The organism is Niveispirillum irakense DSM 11586 (assembly GCF_000429645.1).
GTDB lineage: Bacteria > Pseudomonadota > Alphaproteobacteria > Azospirillales > Azospirillaceae > Niveispirillum > Niveispirillum irakense.
Genome location: NZ_AUCG01000020.1, coordinates 46,884 through 71,086 on the forward strand (window position 1 = coordinate 46,884; position 24,203 = coordinate 71,086).

Annotated in this window: 19 protein-coding genes; 8 read left to right on the forward strand and 11 right to left on the reverse strand. The window is 64.5% G+C overall.

The features are described 5' to 3' along the window. The first annotated feature begins 35 nt into the window (after nucleotides 1-35). Together G473_RS0107480 and G473_RS25630 are read left to right on the forward strand one after the other, a co-directional pair. On the forward strand, nucleotides 36-776 hold the full coding sequence (locus tag G473_RS0107480) for a DUF6065 family protein (RefSeq protein WP_029012593.1): 741 nt from the start codon (nucleotides 36-38) through the stop codon (nucleotides 774-776). Between the two features lie 117 nt (nucleotides 777-893). Then, nucleotides 894-2,261, forward strand: coding sequence for a phytase (locus G473_RS25630; RefSeq protein ID WP_051329991.1), 1,368 nt, complete (start codon nucleotides 894-896; stop codon nucleotides 2,259-2,261). A gap of 48 nt (nucleotides 2,262-2,309) precedes the next feature. On the opposite strand, the gene G473_RS0107490 is transcribed toward G473_RS25630, so the two are convergent. Continuing rightward, a complete protein-coding gene (locus tag G473_RS0107490) occupies nucleotides 2,310-3,479 on the reverse strand; it encodes an amino acid aminotransferase (protein WP_029012594.1) in 1,170 nt (389 codons plus the stop codon). A 237-nt stretch (nucleotides 3,480-3,716) separates the two neighbouring features. Between G473_RS0107490 and G473_RS0107495 the strand changes: the two genes are divergently transcribed. Continuing rightward, complete coding sequence (locus G473_RS0107495) at nucleotides 3,717-4,874, forward strand: DUF3667 domain-containing protein (protein ID WP_029012595.1); 1,158 nt, start codon at nucleotides 3,717-3,719, stop codon at nucleotides 4,872-4,874. Between the two features lie 5 nt (nucleotides 4,875-4,879). On the opposite strand, the gene G473_RS0107500 is transcribed toward G473_RS0107495, so the two are convergent. The 3 genes from G473_RS0107500 to G473_RS0107510 all read right to left on the reverse strand — a co-directional run bounded on the left by G473_RS0107500 (nucleotide 4,880) and on the right by G473_RS0107510 (nucleotide 7,693). Continuing rightward, complete coding sequence (locus tag G473_RS0107500; protein ID WP_051329992.1) at nucleotides 4,880-5,821, reverse strand: 2-hydroxyacid dehydrogenase; 942 nt, start codon at nucleotides 5,819-5,821, stop codon at nucleotides 4,880-4,882. Beyond that, on the reverse strand, nucleotides 5,818-7,101 hold the full coding sequence (locus G473_RS0107505; RefSeq protein WP_029012597.1) for a class I SAM-dependent methyltransferase: 1,284 nt from the start codon (nucleotides 7,099-7,101) through the stop codon (nucleotides 5,818-5,820). The genes G473_RS0107500 and G473_RS0107505 overlap by 4 nt, the downstream gene beginning before the upstream one ends. Nucleotides 7,102-7,189: 88 nt before the next feature. After that, nucleotides 7,190-7,693, reverse strand: coding sequence for a MarR family winged helix-turn-helix transcriptional regulator (locus G473_RS0107510; RefSeq protein ID WP_029012598.1), 504 nt, complete (start codon nucleotides 7,691-7,693; stop codon nucleotides 7,190-7,192). Nucleotides 7,694-7,796: 103 nt separating this feature from the next. Here G473_RS0107510 and G473_RS0107515 point away from each other — a divergent pair, with 103 nt between their 5' ends. Further along, nucleotides 7,797-8,987 (forward strand): MFS transporter, encoded by a 1,191-nt coding sequence (locus G473_RS0107515; protein WP_051329993.1) that lies wholly within the window; start codon nucleotides 7,797-7,799, stop codon nucleotides 8,985-8,987. Nucleotides 8,988-9,166: 179 nt separating this feature from the next. On the opposite strand, the gene G473_RS0107520 is transcribed toward G473_RS0107515, so the two are convergent. The 3 genes from G473_RS0107520 to G473_RS0107530 all read right to left on the reverse strand — a co-directional run bounded on the left by G473_RS0107520 (nucleotide 9,167) and on the right by G473_RS0107530 (nucleotide 11,771). Then, nucleotides 9,167-10,558, reverse strand: a complete 1,392-nt coding sequence (locus G473_RS0107520; protein ID WP_029012600.1) for an aminotransferase-like domain-containing protein — start codon at nucleotides 10,556-10,558, stop codon at nucleotides 9,167-9,169. After that, the gene (locus G473_RS25635; RefSeq protein WP_051330066.1) at nucleotides 10,548-10,991 is read right to left on the reverse strand and encodes a DUF983 domain-containing protein; all 444 of its coding nucleotides are present in this window, start codon (nucleotides 10,989-10,991) and stop codon (nucleotides 10,548-10,550) included. Before G473_RS25635 ends, G473_RS0107520 begins: the two co-directional genes overlap by 11 nt. Nucleotides 10,992-11,108: 117 nt before the next feature. Further along, entirely contained in the window at nucleotides 11,109-11,771 is a 663-nt protein-coding gene (locus G473_RS0107530; protein ID WP_029012601.1) for a fumarylacetoacetate hydrolase family protein, read from the reverse strand. Between the two features lie 123 nt (nucleotides 11,772-11,894). Here G473_RS0107530 and kynU point away from each other — a divergent pair, with 123 nt between their 5' ends. Beyond that, on the forward strand, nucleotides 11,895-13,130 hold the full coding sequence (kynU, locus tag G473_RS0107535) for a kynureninase (protein WP_029012602.1): 1,236 nt from the start codon (nucleotides 11,895-11,897) through the stop codon (nucleotides 13,128-13,130). Between the two features lie 195 nt (nucleotides 13,131-13,325). Here kynU and aptA read toward each other — a convergent pair whose 3' ends face one another. After that, entirely contained in the window at nucleotides 13,326-14,651 is a 1,326-nt protein-coding gene (gene aptA, locus G473_RS0107540; RefSeq protein WP_029012603.1) for an omega-aminotransferase AptA, read from the reverse strand. Between the two features lie 177 nt (nucleotides 14,652-14,828). Here aptA and mprF point away from each other — a divergent pair, with 177 nt between their 5' ends. Together mprF and G473_RS25640 are read left to right on the forward strand one after the other, a co-directional pair. After that, the gene (gene mprF, locus G473_RS0107545) at nucleotides 14,829-17,402 is read left to right on the forward strand and encodes a bifunctional lysylphosphatidylglycerol flippase/synthetase MprF (protein ID WP_035706168.1); all 2,574 of its coding nucleotides are present in this window, start codon (nucleotides 14,829-14,831) and stop codon (nucleotides 17,400-17,402) included. Continuing rightward, entirely contained in the window at nucleotides 17,399-18,733 is a 1,335-nt protein-coding gene (locus G473_RS25640) for a virulence factor family protein (RefSeq protein WP_051329994.1), read from the forward strand. Before mprF ends, G473_RS25640 begins: the two co-directional genes overlap by 4 nt. Nucleotides 18,734-18,786: 53 nt before the next feature. Here G473_RS25640 and G473_RS0107555 read toward each other — a convergent pair whose 3' ends face one another. After that, on the reverse strand, nucleotides 18,787-19,692 hold the full coding sequence (locus tag G473_RS0107555; protein WP_029012605.1) for a pirin family protein: 906 nt from the start codon (nucleotides 19,690-19,692) through the stop codon (nucleotides 18,787-18,789). Nucleotides 19,693-20,513: 821 nt separating this feature from the next. On the opposite strand from G473_RS0107555, the gene G473_RS0107560 reads away from it, so the two are divergent. After that, nucleotides 20,514-21,848, forward strand: coding sequence for a replication initiation protein (locus tag G473_RS0107560; RefSeq protein ID WP_035705999.1), 1,335 nt, complete (start codon nucleotides 20,514-20,516; stop codon nucleotides 21,846-21,848). Nucleotides 21,849-22,149: 301 nt separating this feature from the next. Here the strand turns inward: G473_RS0107560 and G473_RS25645 are convergent, their stop codons facing one another. After that, nucleotides 22,150-23,070, reverse strand: a complete 921-nt coding sequence (locus G473_RS25645; protein WP_051329995.1) for a ParB/RepB/Spo0J family partition protein — start codon at nucleotides 23,068-23,070, stop codon at nucleotides 22,150-22,152. Continuing rightward, nucleotides 23,063-24,013, reverse strand: coding sequence for an AAA family ATPase (locus tag G473_RS0107570; protein WP_029012607.1), 951 nt, complete (start codon nucleotides 24,011-24,013; stop codon nucleotides 23,063-23,065). Before G473_RS0107570 ends, G473_RS25645 begins: the two co-directional genes overlap by 8 nt. Nucleotides 24,014-24,203: the final 190 nt, after the last annotated feature.

Here is a 24,203-nt window from a genome sequence, read left to right on the forward strand (position 1 = left end):
CAAGAAGCCCGAAGGGGAAAGGGCAGCCAGAATCCATGAAGCTGATCTGCTACGCGCTCTATGACCCGCCGCCCCTGATCCGGCCGGCACCGGCCACGCGCGACTGGATGGATGCCACGCCGGACGCCTATGCCTATCGCTGCCTGCCGCTGAACATCGCCAATGCCCATGGCTGGGAATTGCTGTGCCCCACCGGCTTCAGCGCGCATTGGAATGGCGGCCCCGGACCAGATGCCATCACCGTCACCCTGGATGAAGGGGACCGGCCACCGGCCATCTCCCATTTCGGGTCCGGCATCCTGACCTTCCATATCGAAGCCGTATTCCGCACGGAGCCGGGATGGAGCCTGCTGGCTCAGGGACCGATGAACAGGCCCAAGGATGGTATTGCCGCCCTGGCCGGGGTGGTGGAAACGGATTGGGCCCCCTACAGCTTCACCATGAACTGGAAATTCACCGCCCCCAACCGGACCGTACGGTTTGAAAAAGGGGAGCCGTTCTGCGCCTTCTTCCCCGTCCAGCGCGCACTGGTGCCCGGCGTGGAACCGGAAATCCGCACCCTGTCGGAAGAACCGGAATTGCTGGCCGAATATCAGGCCTGGTCTGCCGGGCGCAACCGCTTCAATGCCGATCTGGCCGTCCCCGGATCACCGGCACGCGCTGCGAAATGGCAGAAAGCCTATTATCTCGGCAACAAGCCCGATGGCACCAGTGCCGACGCCGACCATATCATCAAGCTGCGCCCGGCCCCCTTCGCGGACAAGCGCTCGTCATAAAACTGTCGCGGAACTTATGATAGCAGACCCACCGGTCCAGCCGGCGGGGTCTGCACTCCCCCCTCCTCCCAAGGTTCCGGTGGCTTGGCCGTTACCCGTCACGGGAGAGAGGCAGAAATGAAAAAGCTGTATCAAGCTACCCTGGTGGCCCTGGCCCTGCTGGCCAGCGCCTGCTCCAAGGAACCGGCCACCACCACCGAGACCACGCAGGCAGCGGCTTCCCCCACCGGCCCCACCATCGCGGAAGTGGCGCCCGCGGCGGAAACCGCGCCCGGCCTGCCCGATGGCGGTGCGGAAGGCGATGCCGATGACCCGTCTGTCTGGCTGCACCCGACCGATCCCGCGCGCAGCCTGATCATCGCCACGGGCAAGGGGGCGGGCCTGCGTGTCTATGACCTGGCCGGCAAGCTGGTGCAGCGTATCGATGCCGTGAGCGATGGCCGGTACAATAATGTCGATGTTGCCTATGGGCTGCGCCGTCCCGACGGCACCTTGATGGATGTGGCTGTTGCCAGCGACCGGGGCCGCGACGGGCTGCGCGTCTGGCGCATTGATGGCGATGCCGCCACACCGCTGACCGATATCACCGCCGCCGACCAGCCGCAGGTCTTCCCCACCCGCCGCGCTGCCGACGGGTCCAGCGAGGTTGCCAACCCCGTGGCTGACCAGCACAGCGCCTATGGACTGACGCTTTGGCACGACAAGGCGGGCGGGCAGGTCCATGCCATCATCGCCCAGCGCAAGGAGGCGCGGCTGGCCCAGCAGCGGCTGGTGGTGCGCGAAGATGGCACCGTCAGCCATGAGCGCGTGCGGCACTGGGATTTCCCCTACAGCCATCGCGGCCAGGATCTGACGGTAGAGAATGACGATGATCCGGCGCTGGACTGGCAATCCCAGTTCGAAGGGCTGGTGGTGGATGGCGACCGTGCCCTGCTGTTCGCCGGGCAGGAGGATGTCGGCCTCTGGCGCATTGACCTCGCCAGCGGCAAGGCCGACGACAAGCCCTTCTATGAGACGCGCGGATCGGCCAAAAGCCCGTTCAACAACCCGGAAAGCCGCATTGTGCGTGATGTGGAGGGGTTGGCGCTCTATCGCGGGGCCAATGGCAAAGGCTATCTGATCGCCTCCAGCCAGGGCGATGCCCATGGCGACAGCCAATCCCCCGACCCGGACGGGCTGCACGACACGTTCGCGGTATTTGAGCGCGACGGCGACAACCGCTATCTGGGCAGCTTCCGCATCAAGGCCGCCAACGGCATTGATGCGGTGCAGGAATGCGACGGGGCCGAACTGGTCTCCTTCCCCCTGCCAGGATACCCGCAAGGGCTGCTGATTGTGCAGGACGGCTATAATGACGATCTGAACAACATGTCAGGCGAACCGGGGGCGACCAATTTCAAGCTGGTTTCCTGGGAAGCGGTGGTCGCCGCCTTCCCCGTGCCGCTGACCGTGCCAGCCGGCGGGCACGATCCCCGCGCACCGTAAGGGACGGGCCAGGGGCGGGCTGTTCACCCGCCCCTGGATTTTTTCGGCTTAAACACAGGCAGCAATCGCCTGGGCAAAGCGGCCCGCCGTTTCCACCGTCAGGCCGGCAATATTGATGCGGCCCGATCCGGCCATGTAAATCCCATGCTCGGCCCGCAGCCGGGCGATGACCGGTGGCGACAGCGGCAACTGGGAGAACATGCCGTTCTGTTCCGCCACATGGGCCAGGGCCCCGCCATGGGCGGCCAGCGTGTCGCGCACGGCCCGCAGCCGGTCCCGCATCCCGTCCAGTTCAGTGCGCCATTGCACCACCAGATCCGGGTCTTCCATCAGCAGGGCAATGGCCGCCGCGCCATGGTCGGGCGGCATGGACCAGTTGGCACGGGCCAGGGACAGAAGGTTGGAATTGACCCGATCGGCGTCGGCGGCCTTCGCCGTCAGGGCGAACAGGGCGCCCACACGTTCCCGATAGACGCCGAAATTCTTGTCGCAGGAATAGGCGATCAGCGCTTCCGGCACCTTATCCAGCACCAGCCGCACACCGGCGGCATCGGCATCCATGCCATGGCCCAGCCCCTGATAGGCCAGATCCAGCAGCGGCACGATCCCGCGGTCGGCCAGCAGGTCGGCCAGGGCCGCCCATTGATCGCCATCCAGATCGGCCCCGGTCGGGTTGTGGCAGCACCCGTGCAGCAGCGCCACGTCGCCTGCTTGCGCCGTGCCAAGGGCCGCCATCATCTCATCAAAACACAGGCGCTGCGTGGCGACATCGAAATGGGTGTAGGTCTGTGTCGTCAGCCGAGCAGCGGCCAGGAGGGGCGGATGGTTGGGCCATGTCGGGGTGCCGACAAAGACGCGCGCGCCCGGCTTGGCCGCCGCCAGCAATTCCGCCGCCAGACGCAGCGCACCCGTGCCGCCCGGTGTCTGTACGCCGGTGATCCGGCCACCAAAGTCACCCGCGCCAAAGGCCAGCGCGCGCATATGGCGGGTGAAGGCGGCATTGCCCTCCGGCCCCAGATAGGATTTGCTGTCCTGGCTTTCCCACAGGCGCTTTTCCGCCTGTTTCAAAGCCGCCATCACGGGTGTGCGCCCTGCCTCGTCGCGGTAGACGCCAACGCCCAGATCCAGCTTATGGGCGCGCGGATCGTCACGATACAGCCCGATCAGGGCCAGAAGGGCATCGGCGGGCTGCTGCGGCAGGGGGGCGAAGAAGGACATGGTCGCTTAAGCTTTCCTTGGCAAGCGGCGAGGAATGAGGGCTAAGCATAGTCCCCTTGGCGGAAAATTTTCATGCGATCTCCACGGGATATGGCAGTAGATCACGCCATTTTGGCCATTCTGGGACGGAAAATTGCGTATCCGCAGCGCCAAGCGGTCGCCCCCTCGCGGCGCTTGATCCGCCCCTGGGAAAGCGGCACTTTTCACCCAGGGGATAATGGGGCTTCGGGGCTGGGGATGAGCAGTGAGATCGAAGCGGTCGGCGCAGTGACGACGGCCGGGTTGGTGGCGTCTGTGGTGGAGCCGGATGGCGCGCATGGTCATGCCCATGGGGCCTGCGCCAATTGCGGCACGGTCCTGAAAGGGCCCTATTGCCATGCCTGCGGGCAGGTGGGCCATCTGCACCGGTCCATGCTGCATATCGTGGAGGAATTTTTCCACGGCATCCTGCATTTCGACACCAAGGCGTGGCGCACGCTGCCCCTGCTGGCCTTCCGGCCGGGCAAGCTGACGCATGATTATATCCATGGCCATCGCGTGCGCTATGTCTCGCCGCTGGCCTTGTTCCTGTTCACCGCCTTCTTGATGTTCATGGTCTTTTCCATGATGGGGGGTGGAGCCAAGGTGGCGGCGCCAACCACGCTGAACCCGGACGGGGTACGCGCCGGTCTTGTGCAGCAGGTGGAGGAAGCCCGCACCCTTCTGGATCAGGCAGAAAGCGCACTGGCAGCAAAGGCGGCAACGGGGGCCGACACCAGCGCCCAAACCCAACAACGCGACCAAGCGCAGCAGGATTTGACCAAGGCGGAGACCGCCTTGCAGACCTTCGACACGACGATTGCCGAAACAACAGGGGCCCTGAAGGGGGACATTGGCACCGCCGCGGGAGAGGTGAACAGTGCCGTTGCCAGGGCGCTGGAAAATCTGGCGCAGAATGATGACGCGATCAATATCGGCAACGAATCCCTGGAGGCCAAGATCAGGGCGAAGCTGAAAAATCCGGATCTGCTGCTCTATAAGCTGCAGAATACGGCCTATAAATTCTCCTGGATGCTGATCCCGATCTCGCTGCCGTTCCTGTGGCTTCTGTTCTTCTGGCGGCGGGACGTGGCCCTGTATGACCACGCAATCTTCTCGCTCTACTCACTTTCCTTCATGTCACTGCTGTTCATCACCATATCGCTGCTGTTAAACGCTGGTGATGACGAGGGATGGCTGAACGACCTGGGGGAATGGCTGCTGTTGGTGCCCCCGGTCCATATGTTCTTCCACCTGAAGGGCACTTACAGATTGTCTTTCGGTTCTGCCCTGTGGCGGACCTTTGCGCTGCTGGTCGTCACCTCTATCACCAGCCTGCTGTTCGTGCTGTTCATCCTGTCAATCGGGTTCAGCTAAGCCCTCTAATATCCCCGCCCCCGGTCCACCACATGCGCCAGCCCCTGGCCGGCACGGTGGCGGGCGATATTGGCGGTGATGATGGGGGCCGCCGTCTGCGGCAGGGTTTGGGCTGCGGCATGGGGCAGGATGGTGATGAAAGGATGGGTCCAGAACGGGTGATCGGCGGGTAAAGGCTCTACCGCGAACACATCCAGCGTCGCCGCCGCCAGCCGCCCCTCCTCCAGCAGGGGCAGCAAATCCGCCTCCACCAGATGGGCGCCACGGGCGGCATTGATCAGATAAGCGCCGTGCGGCAGGTGGGACAGGGTCTCCCGGTTCAGGATGCCGCGCGTATCCGGGGTCAGCGGCAGCAGGCAGACCAGGATATCGGTCTGGGCCAGCATATCGCGCAGCCCGTCCGCCCCCTGGAAGCAGCGCACACCCGGCAGCGTCTTCGGCCCCCGGCTCCACCCCAGCACATCGAAACCGAAACCGCTGAGCGCGCGGGCCGATGCGGCCCCCAGTTCCCCCAGGCCCAGCAGGCCGACGCGACGTTCCGACGCCAGACTTTGGGGCAGCATCTGCCAGTGCAGCACTTCCTGTTGCGCCCGATAGGCCGGCATGGAGCGGTGGTAATGCAGCACCTGCATCACGACAAATTCCACCATGCCGGCGACCAGCGACGGGTCCACCATCCGCACCAGCGGGATATGGGCGGGCAGGCTGGCATCCAGCAGGACATTATCCACCCCCGCCCCCATGGAGAAGATGGCCTTCAGCCCCACCATCCCATCCAGAAGGCCGGGCGGCTGTTTCCACAGCAGGGCATAGTCGATTTCCGCCGGATCGCCGACCGACGGCCAGACCCTTATGTCCAAACCCGGATCGGCCCGGTGCAGGGCTGCCAGCCACGCCGCCTGGTCCACCCCCTGGCAGGCGAACAGCAAAACCGGTGCGCGGCTCATGGCCCCTTCCCCTCGATCATCAGTGCCACCTGCCCCGTAAACGGGCTGACGGCGATATAGCGCCAGGCCAGCCCCTGCGCAGCGGCAAATTCATGGAACGCCTTGAATTCATGCTCAGCCCAGGTCCGGTTGCCGATGAATTCGTCAAAGACCAGCACGGTCCCCGGCCCGATATAGGGTGCCAGCCCGGCCAGCACCGTGACGGTGGAACTGTAGATGTCGCAATCCACATTCACAAAGCGCACCGGCCCGGCCTGGGCGGCCATGAAGGCGGGCAGCGTCTGGTCGAACCAGCCTGGATGCAGGGACACATTATCCGGCATGGCGGGCAGGTCCAGCCCGGTGCTGAAGGTGCCCGCCGGCTCATTCCCCCAGCCTTCGGGCAGCCCTTCAAAACTATCGAACCCATGGACAGGCTGCCCGGCCACCGCCGCGATATGGCGCAGGGAGGTGCCACGTCGCACGCCAAATTCCAGCACCAGCCCCGGCACCACCGCCTGGGACAGGGCAAAGCGCAGGATATCGGCACTGACCGCGAAAAGCCGGCAATCAGGGGCCAGATGTGGCAGCAGGGCCGCTGCCCCCGCCGCCACCGGGCTATCGGCGCCGGCATCGGGGACAGGCCGTCCGGTCAACAGCGCATAGGCGGCCAGGAAGCCCTGATATTTGCGGTTGGCGCCAATGCAGGCGGTGGCCCGGCGCAGCCGGGTTTCTGCGGCATCCAGCCCTTCGGGGCCAAGCGCGCAGGCATGGGACAGGAACCATCCCGCCGCATGGCCGGGATCGACCGCCAACAGCCGGTCACATTCGGCCAGCGCCTCCGCTGCCGCCCCCAGCGCATGCAGGGACAAGGCCCGCTGATAGCGCAACTCATCGGTCAGGCTGTTGCCTTCGCCTGCCACCTGATCAACCAGGGCCACCGCCTCGGCATATTGCGCATCGCGGCGCAGGGCCGATGCCAGCGCCTCCCACACCGATGGGCTGGGGTCCGACACCGCCAGTTCGCGCAGCAGCGGCACCGCCGCATGGGCCAGCCCCAACCCGTTCAACGCGCGGGCCAGGGTGAAGCGGGCGCCCTTGTCCGTGGGGTCAAGGGCCAGGGCCGCCTGCAGGTGCTGGCGGGCGGCTTCATGCTCATGCAGCCCGACCAGCGCCTGTCCCAGAAGCGTCAGGCCGTGCACCGTCCCTGGCGATCCCCCATCAGCCAGCAAAAGGCGCCGCGCCGCACGATAGCGCCCCGCCTGGACCAGCGCTGCCGCCTCTTCCTCACGCTGCCGCATCGTGCCGCTTCTTCCTTGTCATCAGGGTCTGGAAACTGCTGATAGCAGGATGGGCGCGAGGCGGCAAATCTCCCTCATGCGCCTTGCTTCAGGTCGCCTCCGTCGTCTGCCAGCCGGCCAGCAGCTTGGCCAGCAGCCGCTCCAGGGTTGCCTGTTCCTCCCCTTCCAGGGGGGACAGCAAGGCCTTTTCATTGGCGACATGCGGTTCCAGTATCTTTTCCATCAAGGCCAGACCGGCAGGCGTCAGGCACACCATCACGCCGCGGCGGTCCGCTGGATGGGGCTGGCGTTCAATCAACCCGGCTTTTTCCAGCCGGTCCAGACGGCCCGTCATCCCACCAGAAGAGATCATCGCCGTGTCGGCCAGGGCCGTCGGGGTCAGCCGGTAAGGGGCGCCGGCGCGGCGCAGCGTGGCCAGCACGTCAAATTCCCCATATTGCAACCCATGGCCAGCAAAGAAAGGCGTCAGCCGATCCCGCACGATCAGATGTGCCGCTTCCACAATCCGGCCCACCAGTACCATGGGGAAAGGGTCGATGTCGGGCCGCTCCCGTCGCCATTGTTCCGCCACCATGCCCGCGCGATCCCGCATAGCTGCCCCCGTCATATCCCGGCCCCAAGTTTCTTACTGGTAAGATAAAAAGCGCCCAACAGGCGGGCGAACGACCCCGCCGACGATAAGGGAATCGTTTACCATGTCCACCATTAGCCACGCCGACACCGGCAGGCGGGCGGAGACGCATGGCTTTGCACTTGGCTTGGCCGGGCTGTTGCTCTTGGCGCTCAATCTCCGTCCGGCCCTGGCCAGCATCGGCCCGCTGCTGGACCTGATCCAGAAATCGACCGGCCTTTCCAATACCAGCGCCAGCCTGCTGACCGTTCTGCCCGTCATTGCGATGGGGCTGGGGGCGCTGGCCGGCGGCTGGCTGCAGCGCCATCTGGGTGAAAGGCGGGGCGTTGCCGCCGGTATGGCGCTGATTGCGCTGGCTTGCCTGTCCCGCCTGCTGCCGGCTGGCGGGGCCGGGCTGCTGGCCAGCGCGGTGCTGGCCGGTATCGGCATTTCCCTGGTCCAGGCCCTGCTGCCCACCGTGATCAAGCGGCGCTATGGCGCGCAATCCGGGCGGATGCTGGGGCTCTACACCACCGGGATCATGGGCGGGGCAGCCATCGCCGCCGCCAGTGCCGCCGGGCTCAGCAACTGGCTGGGCTGGGACGGCGCGCTGGGATTCTGGGCCATACCGGCCTGTGTGGCCCTGTTGATCTGGCTGGTGACGGAACCGGCGGCCCGCCGGACCCAGAGCACCGCCGCCGCACCGCCCATCAACTGGCTGCAGCGGCGCCGGACATGGGAATTGCTGGCCTTTTTCGGCCTGGGCACGGGGGCTTTCACCCTGATGCTGGCCTGGTTGCCGCCCTTCTATACCGGCCTGGGCTGGGAGCGGGCGGATGCCGGCTTCCTGATGGCAGGCCTGACGGTGACGGAGGTGGTGGCCGGGCTGCTGGTATCCGCCCTTATCGGCCGCTTCCCGGACCGGCGCGGGCCGCTGCTGCTGGTTCTAAGCCTGCTGCTGGCGGGTCTGGGCTGCCTGATCCTGGCGCCGGAAGCCTTGGCCGTGCCTGCCTGCATCGCCCTGGGCCTGGGCATCGGGTCTTTGTTTCCCCTGTCCATGATCCTGGCGATGGATCAGGCGGAGCGGCCGGCTGATGCCGGCGCGCTGCTCTCCCTCGTGCAGGGCGGCGGCTATCTGCTGGCCAGTCTGGTGCCGCTGCTGGCCGGATATCTGCGCGACCATTTCGCCGACCTGACCCAAGCCTGGATGGCGATGGGGGTTGGCGTGGTGGTGATGATGATGCTCTGCCTGCGCTTCCGTCCCATCCGGCATTGACCGGGGCGAAGGGGCGGCGGGTCATACCAACCCGCCTTGAGTTTGACTCATGGCGGGTTGGTATCGGCGGCGACTGCCGCCGCGCGGCTCGTGCCGCGTTAGCCAAACCAACGGAGTTGGTGCCGGCGCCTGAGGCCGTCGAAGGGTTGACCAAGGGTCAATCATTCGGCGGATTAGGATCAGACGATCTCCTGGACCGGGGCGGGGCCATAGGCCAGCAGGTCGGCGATCCGCTCCAGCGCCAGGGTCAGTTGCTGCCGGTCAGGGGCAGCCCCCAGGGCAATGCGCACATGCTCCCCCACCGGCTGGCCGACGGTAAAGGCGCTGCCGGCCACCAGCCCCAGCCCGGTGCGGCGGGCCTGCTCGACAAAATCCGTCGCCCCCTGCCCCGGCGGCAGGCGCAGCCACACATGGTGGCCGGCGGGGTTCGCCTCGTAACTGCCGGCGGGCAGGATCGTCGCGGCCAGTTCCTGGCGGACCATGGTTTCCGCCCGGATGGCCGTCAGGATCGTTTCTGCGGTGCCATCCTGTATCCAGGCCGTCGCCACCGCTACGGAAAGCGGCGGCGCCATCTGCGCCACGGCCCGCAAGGCGGTACGGGCCTGCTGGGCACGGGCGGCATCAGGGGCCACCAGATAGGCCAACCGAAGGCCGGGCGTCAGCCCCTTGGCCAGCGTCGCCACATACCAGACCAGATCAGGCGCAAGGTGCGCCAGGGGTGGCACCGGCACAGGCGGCAGCCGCCCATAGGCATCATCCTCGATGATGCAAAGCCCATGGCGCCGCGCCACAGCCAGCAGCGCCATGCGCCGTTCCAGCCCCGCCGTGCGGGTGGTGGGGTTCTGGATAGTGGGGGACAGGTACAGCACGGCGGCCCCGCCCCCGGCACAGGCGCGATCCAGCGCCTCGGGGCATACGCCCTCCCCATCCATCTCCACGCCTTCAATCGCGATACCCAGCGCATCGGCGGCGGCCCGCAGGCCGGGATAGGTGAAACAGCCGGTCAACAGACGGCGGCCAGCGGGCACCAGCAGCGTCAACAGGGCAGCCAGCCCGGCCTGCGCGCCCCCGACCAGCAACACCCGATCCGCCTGCAAGCCTGGCAGCAGCGGAGCCAGCCAGGCAGCCCCCGCCGCCCGGTCCACCGGCGCGCCGCCAATGGGCTGGTAATTCAACAGGCGCGACAGGTCCGGCCGCTGCGTCACCGCCGCCAGGGTCCGGGCCAGCCGGGCCTGGATGGAGGCCGCCGGGGGCTGGGGCGGCAGGTTCATGGACAGGTCAAGTTCCACCGGACGCAAACTGGCCACCGGGGCTGGCCCCAGATCGCGGATGAAGGTGCCACGGCCCACCGCCGCATCAATCAACCCGCGTTCCCGCGCCTCCCCATAAGCGCGCGTCACCGTGGTCAGATCCACGCCCAACGCTTGGGCCAGCGCGCGATGGGTCGGCAGCCGGTCCCCCGGTCGCAACAGGCCATTGGCAATGTCGCTGGCAATGGCATCGGCAATCGCCCGGTAGAGCGGCCCCTGCCCCAGCCGGCCAGCGGGGGTCCAGCCGGCCTCACTCGGCATTGCCTGTCCCTTTCACGGTCCCGGCGGATTGTATGGATTGATTGTCTGCATTTTCTTCCGTGTCCAGCCGGGCCTGTTCCGCCTTATTCATATATTGGGAACAGACCAGCCAGCCCTTCAGCGGCCGCAGCAAGCCCAGGCAAGAGACGACTGACAGCGGCAGCGTCGTCAGCAGATGCACCCAGAGCGGCGCCTGATAGGCCATTTCCAGCCAGATCGCGAAGCAGACCAGCGGAATGCTGACAATGGACATGGTGAAGAAAGCCGGGCCATCCGCCGGATCGGCGAAGCTGAAATCCAGGCCGCAGACATTGCATTGCTTGGCCAGCCGCAGATAGCCGTTGAAGATGTGCCCCTCGCCGCAGGCGGGGCACAGCCCGCGCGCGCCCAACCCCATCGGTGTATCGGCAAAGTCCGAAAGTTTGCGTTCCATGGGGGAGGCCTCATTCATGTATGGATAATCACAGCCCGCAATGTATGGAACATGTACGGGATAAACATCCATAATGTCTGGATGGCAACCGTGCCCCCACCGCATGAAGTGCGACAATTAGGGCGTTGTGATCTCCACCACCAGGGTGCCCACCCCCTCCACAAAACCTTCCAGCCGGTCGCCCACGGCCAGGGCAGAGACACCCGCCGGGGTGCCGGTGAAAATCAGGTCACCCGGCGCCAGCGGCATGTAACGGCCCAATTCCTGGATGATTTCCGGCACGGTCCAGATCATCTCCGCCAGATCGCCCCGCTGGCGTTCCGTGCCATTGATGGACAGGGTGATGGCCCCCTGATCGACACGCGGCACCTGTGATGCCGGCCGCAGGGCGGAAACAGGGGCTGCCCCATCAAAGCCCTTGCCCATGTCCCAGGGCTTGCCCTCCTTCTTCGCGGCGCCCTGCAGGTCACGCCGCGTCAGGTCCAGACCCACGCCATAGCCGAAGATGCCCCCGCCCTCCCCGATGGCGACAACCAGTTCCACCTCATGATGCAGATCGGCCGTCAGCGGTGGATAGGCAACCTTGCCGCCGCCCGGCACAAGGGCATTGGGCGGCTTCATGAAGAAGAAGGGCGGTTCCCGATTGGCCTGCCCCATCTCCCGCGCGTGGGAATCATAATTGCGACCGACACAGAAGATGCGGCCCACGGGAAACAGCGCGTCACTTCCCTCCACCTGCAGGGCAGGCACGGGCGGGGGCGGGAAGGCATAATTGGTCATGGCGATCATCCGGCTGGAAGCAACGGCGCCACTATCCACCAGCCCACCCGCTTCACCAAGCAGCTTGACGCACAGGCCATTGGCACGGTTGGTTATCGCCATCGGACAAGAGGGAGAGACCCCATGATCACCCGGCAGCAGGCAGCAGACCTGGACCGCGACGATCCTTTGGCCCCGCTGCGGGATGCCTTCGCCCTGCCGGAGGGGGTGATCTATCTGAATGGCAATTCCCTTGGGCCCCTGCCCCGCGCCGCAGCCGAAAGGGTCGCGCAGGCAGCCACGCAGGAATGGGGCCAGGGCCTGATCCGCAGTTGGAACAGTGCCGGCTGGTACGAGGCACCGCGGCGGCTGGGCGCCCAACTGGCAGGTCTGCTGGGCGCTGAACCGGATGAAATGGTGGTGACCGATGCCACGGGGCTGAACCTGTTCAAAGCCGTGGCGGCTGCCCTGGCCCTGCGCCCGGACCGGCGCACCATCCTGATGGAAGGCAGCAACTTCCCCACCAATAATTACATCGTCCAGGGCCTGGCCGGCTGGCTGGACCGGGGCTATCAGATCCGCTTTGTCGAGAAAGGGGAAATCGCCGCCGCCATCACCCCCGATGTCGCCGTGCTGGCCCTGACCCATGTGCATTACAAGACGGCCCATATCCTGGACATGCAGGGCCTTACCGCCGCCGCCCATGCCATGGGCGCGCTAACGGTCTGGGATCTGTGCCACAGCGCCGGCGCCATCCCTGTGGATCTGAACAGGGCCGAGGCCGATTTCGCCGTTGGCTGCACCTATAAATATCTCAATGGCGGGCCGGGCAGCCCCGCCTTTCTGTTCGCCGCCCGCCGCCATCATGCCGCCATGGCCCAGCCCCTGTCCGGCTGGTGGAGCCATGCCGCCCCCTTCGCTTTTGACCGGGATTTCCGCCCGGCGGACGGCATCGCCCGCATGATGACCGGTACCCAGCCCATCCTGTCGCTGCTGGCCGCCGAAGCCGGGATCGCGCTGGCCTGCGCCACCGACCCGCATCAGGCCCGCGCCAAATCACAGGCGCTTGGCGCGCTGTTCCTGGGCTTGGTGGAAGAACGCTGCCCCGACCATGGCTTCACCCTGGGCAGCCCCACCGATGCCGGCGAACGCGGCGGCCATGTCGCCCTGCAGCACCCACAGGGCTATCCGGTGATGAAAGCGCTGATCGAGGCCGGGGTGATCGGCGATTTCCGCGCGCCCGACACGCTGCGCTTCGGCTTCTCCCCGCTCTATCTGCGCTACGTGGATATCTGGGACGCGGTAGAGATATTGACGACGATCCTGCAAACCGGTCGCTGGCGCGAAGCCCGCTTCCAGCAGGTGGAGGCGGTGACGTGACACCCCCTGTGTGACGTCACACACCCTCTGCGGCACTACGCTAGATTTTGCTGGTTTTAATGGGAACAGGCATATTTCTTAATTCCGTCACCCCGGCGAAGGCCGGGGCCCAGTTTCATAGAGCAAAGAGCCCGTGATTCTGGACCCCGGCCTTCGCCGGGGTGACGGTGGGGGGCTACCCGATCTCGCCCTGCCCTACTCCACCTGCGCCAATGCCGCGCGGATCGTGTCCACGATCTGGTCGATCTGGGCCTTTTCCACAATCAGCGGCGGGGACAGGGCGATGGTGTCGCCCGTGGTGCGGATCAACACACCCTGTTCAAAACATTTCAGGAAAGTGCTGAAGGCACGCTTGGTCGGCTGACCGGAAAGCGGTTCCAGCTCAATCGCACCGATCAGGCCCAGATTGCGGATATCAATCACATGGCGCGCATCGCGCAGGGAGTGCATGGCCACTTCCCAATATCCCGCCAGATCGCCCGCCCGGGTCAGCAGCCCTTCCTGTTGATAGACATCCAGCGTCGCCAGCCCGGCGGCAGCGGCCAGCGGATGGCCGGAATAGGTGTAGCCGTGGAACAGCTCGATCACATGCTCCGGGCCGTTCATGAAGGCGTCGTAGATGGCCTTCTGGAAGAAGACAGCGCCCATCGGCACGGTGGCATTGGTCAGCCCCTTGGCAGAGGTGATGATATCCGGCACCACGCCGAAATAATCCGTGGCAAAGGGCGTGCCCAGACGGCCAAAGCCGGTGATCACTTCATCGAAGATCAGCAGCAGGCCATGGCGGTCACAGATGGCACGCAGCTTCTCCAGATAGCCTTTGGGCGGGACCAGCACGCCGGTGGAACAGGCCACCGGCTCCACGATTACGCCGGCAACGGTACTGGCATCATGCAGGGCGACGATACGTTCCAACTCGTCCGCCAGATGGGCACCCCAGTCCGGCTGCCCACGGGTAAAGGCCTGATGGGTGCGATCATAGGTGTGGGGCAGATGATCGACGCCCGGCAGCATAGTGCCGAACACCTTGCGGTTGGTGACGATCCCGCCGACGGAGATGCCGCCGAAGCCGACGCCATGGTACCCCCGCTCACGTCCGATGAAGCGGGTGCGCTGCCCTTCACCCCGGGCGCGGTGATAGGCCAGCGCCACCTTCAGCGCCGTATCCACCGATTCCGACCCGGAATTGGTGAAGAACACATGGTCCATCCCATCAGGCAGAAGCTGCACCAGACGGGAGGCGAATTCGAACGCCACCGGGTGGCCCATCTGGAAGGTGGGCGCATAATCCATCTGCGCCGCCTGGGCCTGGATGGCGGCAACAATCTCCGGCCGGCAATGGCCGGCATTCACACACCAGAGACCCGCCGTCCCGTCCAGTATCTCCCGCCCGTCATCGCTGCGGTAATACATGCCGCTGGCCGACACCAGCAGGCGCGGCGCCTGCTTGAACTGTCGGTTCGCGGTGAACGGCATCCAGAACGCATCCAGATTGTTGGGGCGCTGCTGACCTTCCGGCACGGTATCCGTCTCCCGTTGCTATGTCCGTCCTGAAGCATGCCACGCCTGTCGGGCGTTGCATCATGAATTGTCGCAGGCTCGCACCCTGGCCGGAAAGATGATTGAATTCGGTCAAGGGTAGGACCAGAGATGGGCCGCTTGCCGCTTTCCATCTTTGCGCTGGGAGACTTCACGTCCATGCGTTCCGGTATTGAAGCCCTACAACCGGCCTCCGGGCCCCGCCGGCTAAGGGCCGGGCTGGGCGGGTTGGCCGTTCTGGTGGTGGCGGCCCTGGCCTGGGTGGCCATCACCCATCTGGCGCAGGAAATCTCCTATCCGGAGATGATGGATGCCTTGCGCGGCACGTCGCCCTGGACCATCGCCGGCGCCTTGGCCGCCACTGCCATCAGTTTCCTGGCCCTTGGCTTTTATGATCGCGCGGCCCTGGCCTGGGTGGGACGCCGGGTGCCCTACCCGGTCACCGCGCTCACCTCCTTCTGCGCCTATGCCGTGGGCAATACGGTGGGCTTTGGTCCGCTGACGGCGGGTGCGATCCGCTATCGCTTCTATACCCCCCATGGGCTGGAGCCGGAGGAGGTGGCGCGCATCGTCGCCTTTGTCACCGCTACGTTCGGGCTGGGGCTGGCCGCCTGCACCGGGTTGGCCTTGCTGGTCACCGGGGATGTGGTGGGGCTGGGGCTGCCCGGCTTGCTGGCCCAGGCGATCGGCGCCCTGGTCCTGGCCCTGTTGGGCGGGCTGCTGCTGTTGGCCCGCCGCCGCCGGCGCTTGCGGCTGGGACAATGGGCGGTGGAACTGCCGCGCCCCCGCCTACTGCTGGGCCAGATGGCCGCGGCCCTGGTGGATATCGTGGCAGCCGGCACGGCCCTGTGGCTGCTGCTGCCGCCGACAGAAATCGGCCTGCCCGCCTTCATCGCCCTTTATGCCGTGGCCGTGGGATTGGGTGTCTTGAGCCATGTGCCCGCCGGGCTGGGCGTGTTCGAAACCGTGATCCTCGCCGCCATCGGCAGCCGTGCGGACACAGAGCAGGTGCTGGGCGCGCTGGTGCTGTACCGCATCATCTATCATGTGGTGCCGCTGGTGCTGGCCGGGCTGGCCGTGGCCTTGCTGGAGACGCGCCGCGCCGCACTGGCGCTGGCCGGGTCGCGGGCAGGACAGATCGGCGTACGGCTGGCCCCACCCGTGCTGGGTGCCCTGGCCCTGGTGCTGAGCGCCATGCTGATTTTCTCCAGCGTCACGCCGGCTGCCGATGCTGATCTGGCGCTGCTGTCCGACGTTCTGCCCCTGCCCCTGCTGGAAGGGGCGCATTTCCTGTCCAGCGTGATGGGGCTGCTGCTGTTCATTGTCGCGCGCGGGCTGGTTTACCGCATGGATGGCGCCTGGTGGGCCGCCATCATCATCATCCCGCTGACCATGCTGCTGGCCCTGGCCAAGGCGCTGGCCCTGACGGAAACAGTGCTGCTGGCGGTGCTGCTGGGCCTGCTGCTGCTGACACGGGCACAGTTTTCCCGCCGCGCTTCGCTGCTGCATCAGGCTTTGACCACACGCTGGGTGGTGGCCGTGGCAACCCTGCTGCTGGCGGCCATGGCCATCCTGTTCTTCGTCTATAAGGACGTCGCCTACGCCAATGGCCTGTGGTGGCAGTTCGAATTTGCCGAAGAGGCGCCGCGCAGCCTGCGTGCCCTGCTGGGCGTCACCCTGCTGGCAGGCTTCGCCGCCGCCTGGACGCTGCTGCGCCCGGTCGCCCTGCCGGCCTCCCCCGCCACGGCGGAAGAGCTGGAACAGGCGCGGGCCATCATCGCGGCACAGCCGAAGACCGGCGCCCAACTGGCGCTGCTGGGCGACAAGAGCCTGCTTTTCTCCGAAGATGGCCGCGCCTTCATCATGTATGGACGGCTGGGCCGGTCCTGGATTGCGCTGTTCGATCCCGTCGGCGCCCCTGATGCCTGGCCACAACTGATCTGGCGGCTGGTGGAAAGTGCGCGGGCCAGCGGTGGCCGGGCCGTCTTCTATCAGGTGTCCCCCGCCAATCTCTCCCTTTATGCCGATGCGGGTCTGACCGCCTTCAAGCTGGGGGAGGAGGCACAGGTCTACCTGCCCGATTTCGACTTGAAAGGCGCCAAGCGCGCCAATCTGCGCAATGCCATGAACCGGGCGGAACGGGAAGGCTCCATCTTCGAGATCCTGTCCGTTGAGGCTGTGAAGGCGGAGATGGAGACGCTGCGAACCATATCCAACGAATGGATGGAGGCCCATAATGTCCGGGAGAAGCGCTTCTCCCTGGGCGCCTTCGACCCCGATTACATCGTCCTGCAGCCGGTAGGCGTCTTGCGGCGGGAGGGGCGGATCGTCGCCTTCGCGTCCCTGATGCTGACCGACGCGCACGAAGAAGCCAGCGTCGATCTGATGCGCTTTTCCAGTGCTGCCTCGCCGGGGGCGATGGAGTATCTGCTGCTGCGGCTGATCCTGCATTTCAAGGAAGCCGGCTATCAGCGCTTCAACCTGGGCATGGCGCCCCTGTCCGGCCTGTCGGCCAGCAGTGCCGCCACCATCTGGCACCGGGTGGGCCGCACCGTTTATGAACATGGTGACCGGTTCTATAATTTCAGCGGCCTGCGGGCCTTCAAGGCGAAGTTCCAGCCCCATTGGGAAGCGCGTTACATGGCCGTGTCGGGGGGCATCAACCCGATGCTGGCCCTGGCTGATGTGACTGTCCTGATCAGCGGCGGTTTGCGGGGAGTGGTGGGCAAATGAAGTCTTTTGGTATCGGCCTGCTGGCCGGCGCCCTGGTGGCGGGCCTGCTCTGCGGCGGTAGTGCCTGGATCATGAAGCGGGCGGCAGCCGAACGGCAGGTGGATGGCGGCCCGCTGGGGCCGGTCCGGTTGATCCGTCCGCTGGATGATATTCGCGGTGCCATCGTCCTCTTCTCCGGCCAACAGGGGTGGAACGGAACCACAGACAATCTTGCCTATCGGCTGCGGGATGCCGGTGCCCTGGTAATCGGGATTGATCTGCCCACCGCGCTGGCCCGTATGGCCAAGAGCAAAGATGACTGCCTGGATCTGCAGTGGCGCCTGCAGGATATCAGCCACCATGCCCAGGCGGGCCTGCATGCCGACCGCTATTTTCTGCCCGTACTGACGGGAACGGGGGGCGGTGGTGCGCTGGCGTTGCGCATCGCTGCCCAATCCAACCCTGCCACCATGGGCGGGGCACTGGTGGCAGACCCAACAACGGGCCTGCCCGATCTGCCGCTTTGCAATGTGCCCCCTTCCCCCCCTTCTGCCCCGCCCGTGCCAGTGCGTGTTCTGCTTGGGCCTGGGGGCGATCGGGAGCAGGCTGCAAAAGAAGTGGCGCGCCTGGGTGGCAAGCCCCCGGAAACCGTATCAGACGAGGCCTGGACGGCCCTGCAGGGGGCGTTGGAAGCGCAGATGGATGCTGCCGACGGTGATGGGGACGGGTTGGCCGCCTTGCCCCTGGTGGAACTGCCCGCCCAGCCCAGCATGGATATGATGGCCATCCTCTATTCCGGCGATGGCGGCTGGCGCGATCTGGACAAGGATATCGCGGAAAACCTGCAGGCACGTGGCATCCCCACGGTAGGCATGGATATGCTCCGCTATTACTGGGCGCCGCGCACGCCGGAGGACAGCGCCCACGACCTCTCCCGCCTGATTGAGCATTATCGGACGCGGTGGGGTGTAAAGCGGGTGCTGCTTGTCGGCTACTCCTTCGGCGCCGATGTGATGCCGCTGCTCTATAATCTTTTACCGGCGGAAGATAAGGCAGGCATCGTGCAGCTCTCGCTGCTTGGTCTTTCGGGCGTTGCTAATTTTGAGGTGTCGGTTGGTCAATGGTTGACCAATCAAAGCAGCACGACGCGCCCAACCCGCCCTGCCCTGGCCCAGATCGCTCCCGGTCTCGTGCAATGCTTTCAGGGAGAGGAAGATAAGGACGCGATCTGCCAAAGCCTCAAGGATAAAGGCATCCAGACCATTGTGACCGGGGGTGGCCATCATTTTGATGGCGATTATGACAGGCTGGCTGATCTGATCATCCAAGGTGCAATGGGGCAGCGGCCCTGATAAAAGCCGGGCAGATAAGGCCGCTTCATCTGCCCGGCTTTCCGTCTCCCAGGTCAGTCCGGCAGGGGGATGAATTCGGTTTCACCCGGCACTTTGGGGAAGCGATTGGCCTTCCAATCAGCCTTTGCATCCTCGATCCGCTCCTTGGAACTGGAAACGAAATTCCACCAGATATACCGGGGACCATCCATAGGCTCCCCGCCGAACAGCAGCACACGGGCTGCGGTTACGCCGGTGACGACAATCTCGTCCCCTTCGCGCAGAACCAGCAACACGCCGCCGCCATCGCTGTTGACGGCATGGCGGTCGCCCGCAATTTCAATCTCCCCGCTGGAGAGATAAAGCGCGCGTTCCGCATGGGCGGCGGGAATGGCGATGCGGGCGCCGGGCACCAGCAGGATTTCCGCATACACTGTCTCTGACAATGTGCGCACGGGAGAGGCGGCACCGAATAATTCCCCGGCGATCAGACGCAGCCAGACGCCGCCATCTTCAATCACCGGCAGGCTGTCAGCGGTATAGTGCGTGAATTCCGGGGCGATTTCCTCGTACCGCTGGGGCAGGGCCACCCAGCTTTGAATACCTGACAGGGCGTTGCCATGGCTGCGCTGGCTGGCTTCTGTGCGCTCTGAATGGGCAATGCCGCTGCCGGCTGTCATCCAGTTAATCTCGCCAGGGCGGATTGGTTGCACAGAGCCCAGGCTGTCCCGGTGCAGGATTTCCCCTTCGAACAGGTAAGTAACGGTAGAAAGCCCGATATGGGGATGCGGCCGTACATCCAGCCCTGTGCCTGCAGGCAGATATCCAGGCCCCATCTGATCCCAGAAAATAAAGGGACCAACCATTCGTCGCTTAACCGTTGGTAATGCCCGGCGAACTTCAAAGCCCCCGACATCATGACTGCGTGGCACAACGATCAGACTGACCGGGCCATCTGGTTCGCTGGTGGGCAGCGTCATTGTCACTCTCCTTGATGTCCGGCGGAAGCCAGCGTGCAGGGGATCAAGGATGTGGGAAGGCTGATCGAGCCGTCAATCTCAACAGGGCAGATCATGTCGGTTTTGTTCAAAAATGCCAGTCTTTCCGTATGCTGGTTTTGTCCTTTCCCGCTTTTTTCATCCTCTGCCTGTTGTCTCAAATATCCTCAAACCCGTTTATCCGTTCGTTAGATTCCATAGATTCAGGATTCATAGTTCAGGGCCGCAATTTCGCTTTGATATCATCAACTTGGGTGGGCTTCCTGTGTCATATCTCCCGTCTCTGTGTGCCACAGCTTACGAGTCCTTGTGACACATCTCCCGGTTCCTTGTGCCGTGCTGTACGGCTATCTGTAACGGCGCTCACGGGGGGAGTTGCCTTGCTGTGCCATATATCCCGGCCTGTTTTTACGCATCTGGTCCATGTGCCGGGGCAGGGCGCTTTCCCATTCTTTGTGCCAAATCGCACGGTTTGTCGGTGTTGGGCAGGCTTATTGTGCCGGATCTCCAGGGGGGCAACCCGGATTCTGTGCCGGATCTCACGGTTTTTAGGGTCTGAAGCCGGAGTCTTGAGGGTCAATTGCGACTCTGTGCCGAATCTTACGTTACCAAATGAAGTCAGAAGCTGACCTTGTGCCGAATCTCACGGTGCGGAATCGGGGTTGAGGGTGCTTATTGTGCCATGTTGCACGGGTTTGATGATTCCCACTTGATCCTGTGCCTATGATCAGGCTGCCTGTCACAGTGACAAAGCGCACGGTCAAAGCCACAGGCTTGCGCTTTTGAAATTGAGGGGGGAGGGCATGGCGGCAAGTGCGATGGCGACAAAGCCAGAAATGGTGCGGCCCCGGATCAGCGGCAATGTGCTGGACCTGTCCACCGATCCCACCTTGCCCAAACCCCGCACCCAGATTGAGGTGGTGGAAACCGGGAACGGCCTGACCCTGGCCGATCGCAAGCTGTTCAATGTGTTGCTGGCCTATAGCTGGGACAAGCTGGCCGATGCGGATGCGCCGCTGCCGCCTTTCCGTGCCTCCACCGCCGATCTGCGCCGCGCCATCGGCGATGATACGGAAAGCAATAATGTCCGCCTGCGTCAGTCTTTCGATCGGCTGATGCAGACCCTTGTCCGCTTCCCTTATTGGAGCGAGGCGGACCAGCAATTAAAGGAAGGTGGCTCTCCCCTGCTGGCCTTCCGCGCCTTGCCGCGTGGTGCCGGCTATGCGGAGTGGGAGTTTCCGCCCAAATTGCGCCCCCTGCTGGCAAAGCCGGGCGCCTGGGCGCGCATCCATCTGGCGATCTGTGCCCAGTTTTCCTCAAAATACTCCCTGGCGCTGTATGAGCTGTTGAGCCTTAGGGTCAATTTGAGGGAACCGCGCTGGGAAGTGACCATTGATGATGTGCGGGAAAGCCTGGGCTGTGGTGACAAGATGCCCAATTACGCGCATTTCCAGCGCCGGGTTCTGGATCCGGCTGTCAGTGAAATCAATGAGTTGAGCGGTCTGACCATTGGCTATACCGAAATCCGTTCCCATGGGCGCGGCCGCAAGGTGGAAAAGCTGATCTTCGATGTGAAGAAGAAATCCAACAGCGATCTGGTGGCCACCGCGCGGATTACGGAGTTCGCCAAGGCCCCGGTTGGCCGGGGCCATCATGCCAATGACCGGGATCAGGACACGCCGGACCTGGAAGATGGCCGCACCGACCGCGAGCGGGGGCCGGCGGGCGTGCTGGGCTTGATCCAGCGCGTTTCCCTGGCCGTGGTGGATGAGCTGGTGGCGCAATATCCTGACGTGGATATGCAGACGGCCATTTTCAGTTGGGCGGAATGGGCGATGCGGCAGAAGGAGCCGTGCCGTAACCCGTCTGCCGCCTTCCGTGCGTGGCTGGAAAAACTGCACCCCACCGCTTCCGGCCCGGTCCAGATCGCCCCGCCAGGGGCGGAGCCGGCACCCCTGTCCGCCAATGCCCAACGGGCGGCCCATTGGCTTTCGGGCGAGCCTTATGGCGTGCGGGCCAAATGGTATCGCCGCGCCAAGGAACTGGGGGCAGTGGAGATGCGGGCAGCAACGGCCCCGGCCAACCTGCCGCGCTGGATCGCCCTTGTAGCGGACGAGGTTTGCGCAGGTATGCGGTAAGTTATTCAAACTTATACTAGATTTTGTCCGGTGGAGGTTGGTTCAACTTATACCATCACCCCGGCGCAGGCCGGGGTCCAGGGTCACAAGCGCGTTGCTCTACGAAACTGGACCCCGGCCTGCGCCGGGGTGATGGTAGTGAGAATAATTTCAGATTCCAACATAACCCTGACGAACTCTAAGTCGCCGAAGGCCAAGCCGCCGGATGGCGGCGCCCGACGTTGAGGAATTGGCATACAGATAATAAAAATGGCGGCTCCGATATCCGGGCCGCCATTTTTATTATCTGTATGTATCCTGGTTAGCCGATGGCGCTGTCAATGCGCTGGGCATAATCCAGCAGGCGGTCACGGAAATCAGCCAAGCGCTGGCGCTCCTTGCTGCTGAGCTGGTCGCGACTCTGTGCCAAAAGTTCCGCCCCTTGCGCCAGGTTTTGCTCCATCCGGCCGATTTGGGAGAGAAACTGTTTTGTCGTCAGATCCTTGGCCGGTTTCGGGGCGGGCGTGCCCCCGCCTTCCTGCCGGGCACGGGCATCGCGGGCTTCCCGGACAGTCAGGCCCTGGCGCTTGGCCTTCTCCCACAACGGTAATTGCTGGGCCGGTTCCATTCGTGCCAGTTCCAGCAGCACCGCCTTCGGCATCTCACTGTGTGACGTCACACAGTCGCGCTGGATATCGGGATGCAGCTTCAGCAGGGTCAGGGTGGTATTCACCTCCGTGCGTGAGCGGCCCAGAAGCTCGCCCACTTCCTCCTGATGATAGTCGTGGGTTTCAATCAGGCGGCGGATGCCTTCCGCCTCTTCCACCGGGCTGAGATCGACACGCTGCAGGTTTTCGATCAGCGCGATCTGCTCGGTATTGGTTTCGGCCGGCAGGATATGGGCCATGATCCGGCCCAACCCCGCCATTTCCGCCGCCCGCCAGCGCCGCTCCCCAGCCACCAGCATGAAATGCTTGGGCTCTGTCGGGTGGGGCGTGACCAGGATGGGGGAAAGCTGGCCCACCTCCCGCAGCGAATGGGACAGTGCCTGCAGCTCCGTCGCATCAAAATGCCGACGCGGCTGGTACGGGTTGGGCACCACATCGGTCAACCGTAGCATGACCGTGTCGCGCAGCCCTTCCGTATTGCCGAACAGAAGATCGGCGCCGGGACGTTCCAGGCTTTCACCGATGCTTTTCACCACGGGCTGCTGGGCCCCCGCCTTGCGCCAATTCTTAACCATTGGCGATCTCCTGCGCGATGGTGCGGTAAATATTGATGGGATGGGACTTGGCCAGGGCCTTCAGCGGCAATTCGCCGGCATAGGTCGCCTGATCAATTTCGGTGGAGCGGGGGACGGGGGGGAAGATGCGTGCCTTCTCTCCCAGCGTCTCCTGAAGGTCGGACAGAACCTGCTGTTCCACCGCATAATTCCGATTGAACATGGTAGGCAGGATGCCCAGCACGGTCAGGCTGGGATTCTGGCGGCGCTGGATCTTCTGTACCGTATCGAAAATCAGCGGGATGCCGCGCACATCATAGCGGCTGGCCTTGGTCGGGATCAGCAGTGCATCGGCGGCGATCAAGGCGCTGACGGTGATCAGCGCCAGTTCCGGCGGGCAGTCGATCAGGATGAAATCATAATCGCGCTGCACTTCCGACAGCCGTTCCCGCAACACATAGCGCCCGTCATCGGGGTCCAGCAGGATTTTGATCTGGGCTTCCGCCAGCGCGATGGTACAGGGCAGCATGTCAAACCCGTCCAGGCTGACAATCGCATCGCGGATGCTGGTTTCGCCAAACAGCACATCTTCCAGGCCGCGATGCTCATCCTGCACCGTCAGCGGGTCCAGGCCGGCCCCTTCCGTGGCTGTGGCCTGCTGGTCGGCATCGACGATCAGCACCTTCTTGCCCAATTCCCCCAGCGCATAACCGAGATTGAGCGTCGTCGTCGTCTTGCCGACGCCGCCCTTCTGGTTGGCGACCGCAATGATGCGGGCCACGCGCTGGCTGGCGGCGATCAGGAATTCCACGACCCGCACCGGCAACCGTTCCGCCCCGGATTCCCAGCGGCTGATCGTGGCGTTATCGTATTTGCGACCGAGCTTGGCATTGACCCAGGCGGCAAAGGCCGCCTGGCTTTCACCACGGCGTTCGCGGAACTGGCGCAGTTCATCAGGGGTCATGGGATCGACGCTGGAAATGGGTTGGGGTTTGAGTCTTGTCTCAAACCCCTCAACAAGTCAATGAATGCTTGGCTTTCGGCCCTTTTTGCCTGTTCATGTGCCGGATTGCACGGGTTTGCGAGAATGGGAAACGGTCTTTATGTGCCGGATATCACGGGTGCTGGTGCCTGTGTGACGTCACACAGCAGGG

Coding starts and splice junctions, on each gene's coding strand:
- G473_RS0107480 (WP_029012593.1), top strand. CDS start 36: ATGAAGCTGATCTGCTACGCGCTCTATGACCCGCCGCCCCTGATCCGG.
- G473_RS25630 (WP_051329991.1), top strand. CDS start 894: ATGAAAAAGCTGTATCAAGCTACCCTGGTGGCCCTGGCCCTGCTGGCC.
- G473_RS0107490 (WP_029012594.1), bottom strand. CDS start 3,479: ATGTCCTTCTTCGCCCCCCTGCCGCAGCAGCCCGCCGATGCCCTTCTG.
- G473_RS0107495 (WP_029012595.1), top strand. CDS start 3,717: ATGAGCAGTGAGATCGAAGCGGTCGGCGCAGTGACGACGGCCGGGTTG.
- G473_RS0107500 (WP_051329992.1), bottom strand. CDS start 5,821: ATGAGCCGCGCACCGGTTTTGCTGTTCGCCTGCCAGGGGGTGGACCAG.
- G473_RS0107505 (WP_029012597.1), bottom strand. CDS start 7,101: ATGCGGCAGCGTGAGGAAGAGGCGGCAGCGCTGGTCCAGGCGGGGCGC.
- G473_RS0107510 (WP_029012598.1), bottom strand. CDS start 7,693: ATGCGGGATCGCGCGGGCATGGTGGCGGAACAATGGCGACGGGAGCGG.
- G473_RS0107515 (WP_051329993.1), top strand. CDS start 7,797: ATGTCCACCATTAGCCACGCCGACACCGGCAGGCGGGCGGAGACGCAT.
- G473_RS0107520 (WP_029012600.1), bottom strand. CDS start 10,558: ATGCCGAGTGAGGCCGGCTGGACCCCCGCTGGCCGGCTGGGGCAGGGG.
- G473_RS25635 (WP_051330066.1), bottom strand. CDS start 10,991: ATGGAACGCAAACTTTCGGACTTTGCCGATACACCGATGGGGTTGGGC.
- G473_RS0107530 (WP_029012601.1), bottom strand. CDS start 11,771: ATGACCAATTATGCCTTCCCGCCCCCGCCCGTGCCTGCCCTGCAGGTG.
- kynU (WP_029012602.1), top strand. CDS start 11,895: ATGATCACCCGGCAGCAGGCAGCAGACCTGGACCGCGACGATCCTTTG.
- mprF (WP_035706168.1), top strand. CDS start 14,829: ATGCGTTCCGGTATTGAAGCCCTACAACCGGCCTCCGGGCCCCGCCGG.
- G473_RS25640 (WP_051329994.1), top strand. CDS start 17,399: ATGAAGTCTTTTGGTATCGGCCTGCTGGCCGGCGCCCTGGTGGCGGGC.
- G473_RS0107555 (WP_029012605.1), bottom strand. CDS start 19,692: ATGACGCTGCCCACCAGCGAACCAGATGGCCCGGTCAGTCTGATCGTT.
- G473_RS0107560 (WP_035705999.1), top strand. CDS start 20,514: ATGGCGGCAAGTGCGATGGCGACAAAGCCAGAAATGGTGCGGCCCCGG.
- G473_RS25645 (WP_051329995.1), bottom strand. CDS start 23,070: ATGGTTAAGAATTGGCGCAAGGCGGGGGCCCAGCAGCCCGTGGTGAAA.
- G473_RS0107570 (WP_029012607.1), bottom strand. CDS start 24,013: ATGACCCCTGATGAACTGCGCCAGTTCCGCGAACGCCGTGGTGAAAGC.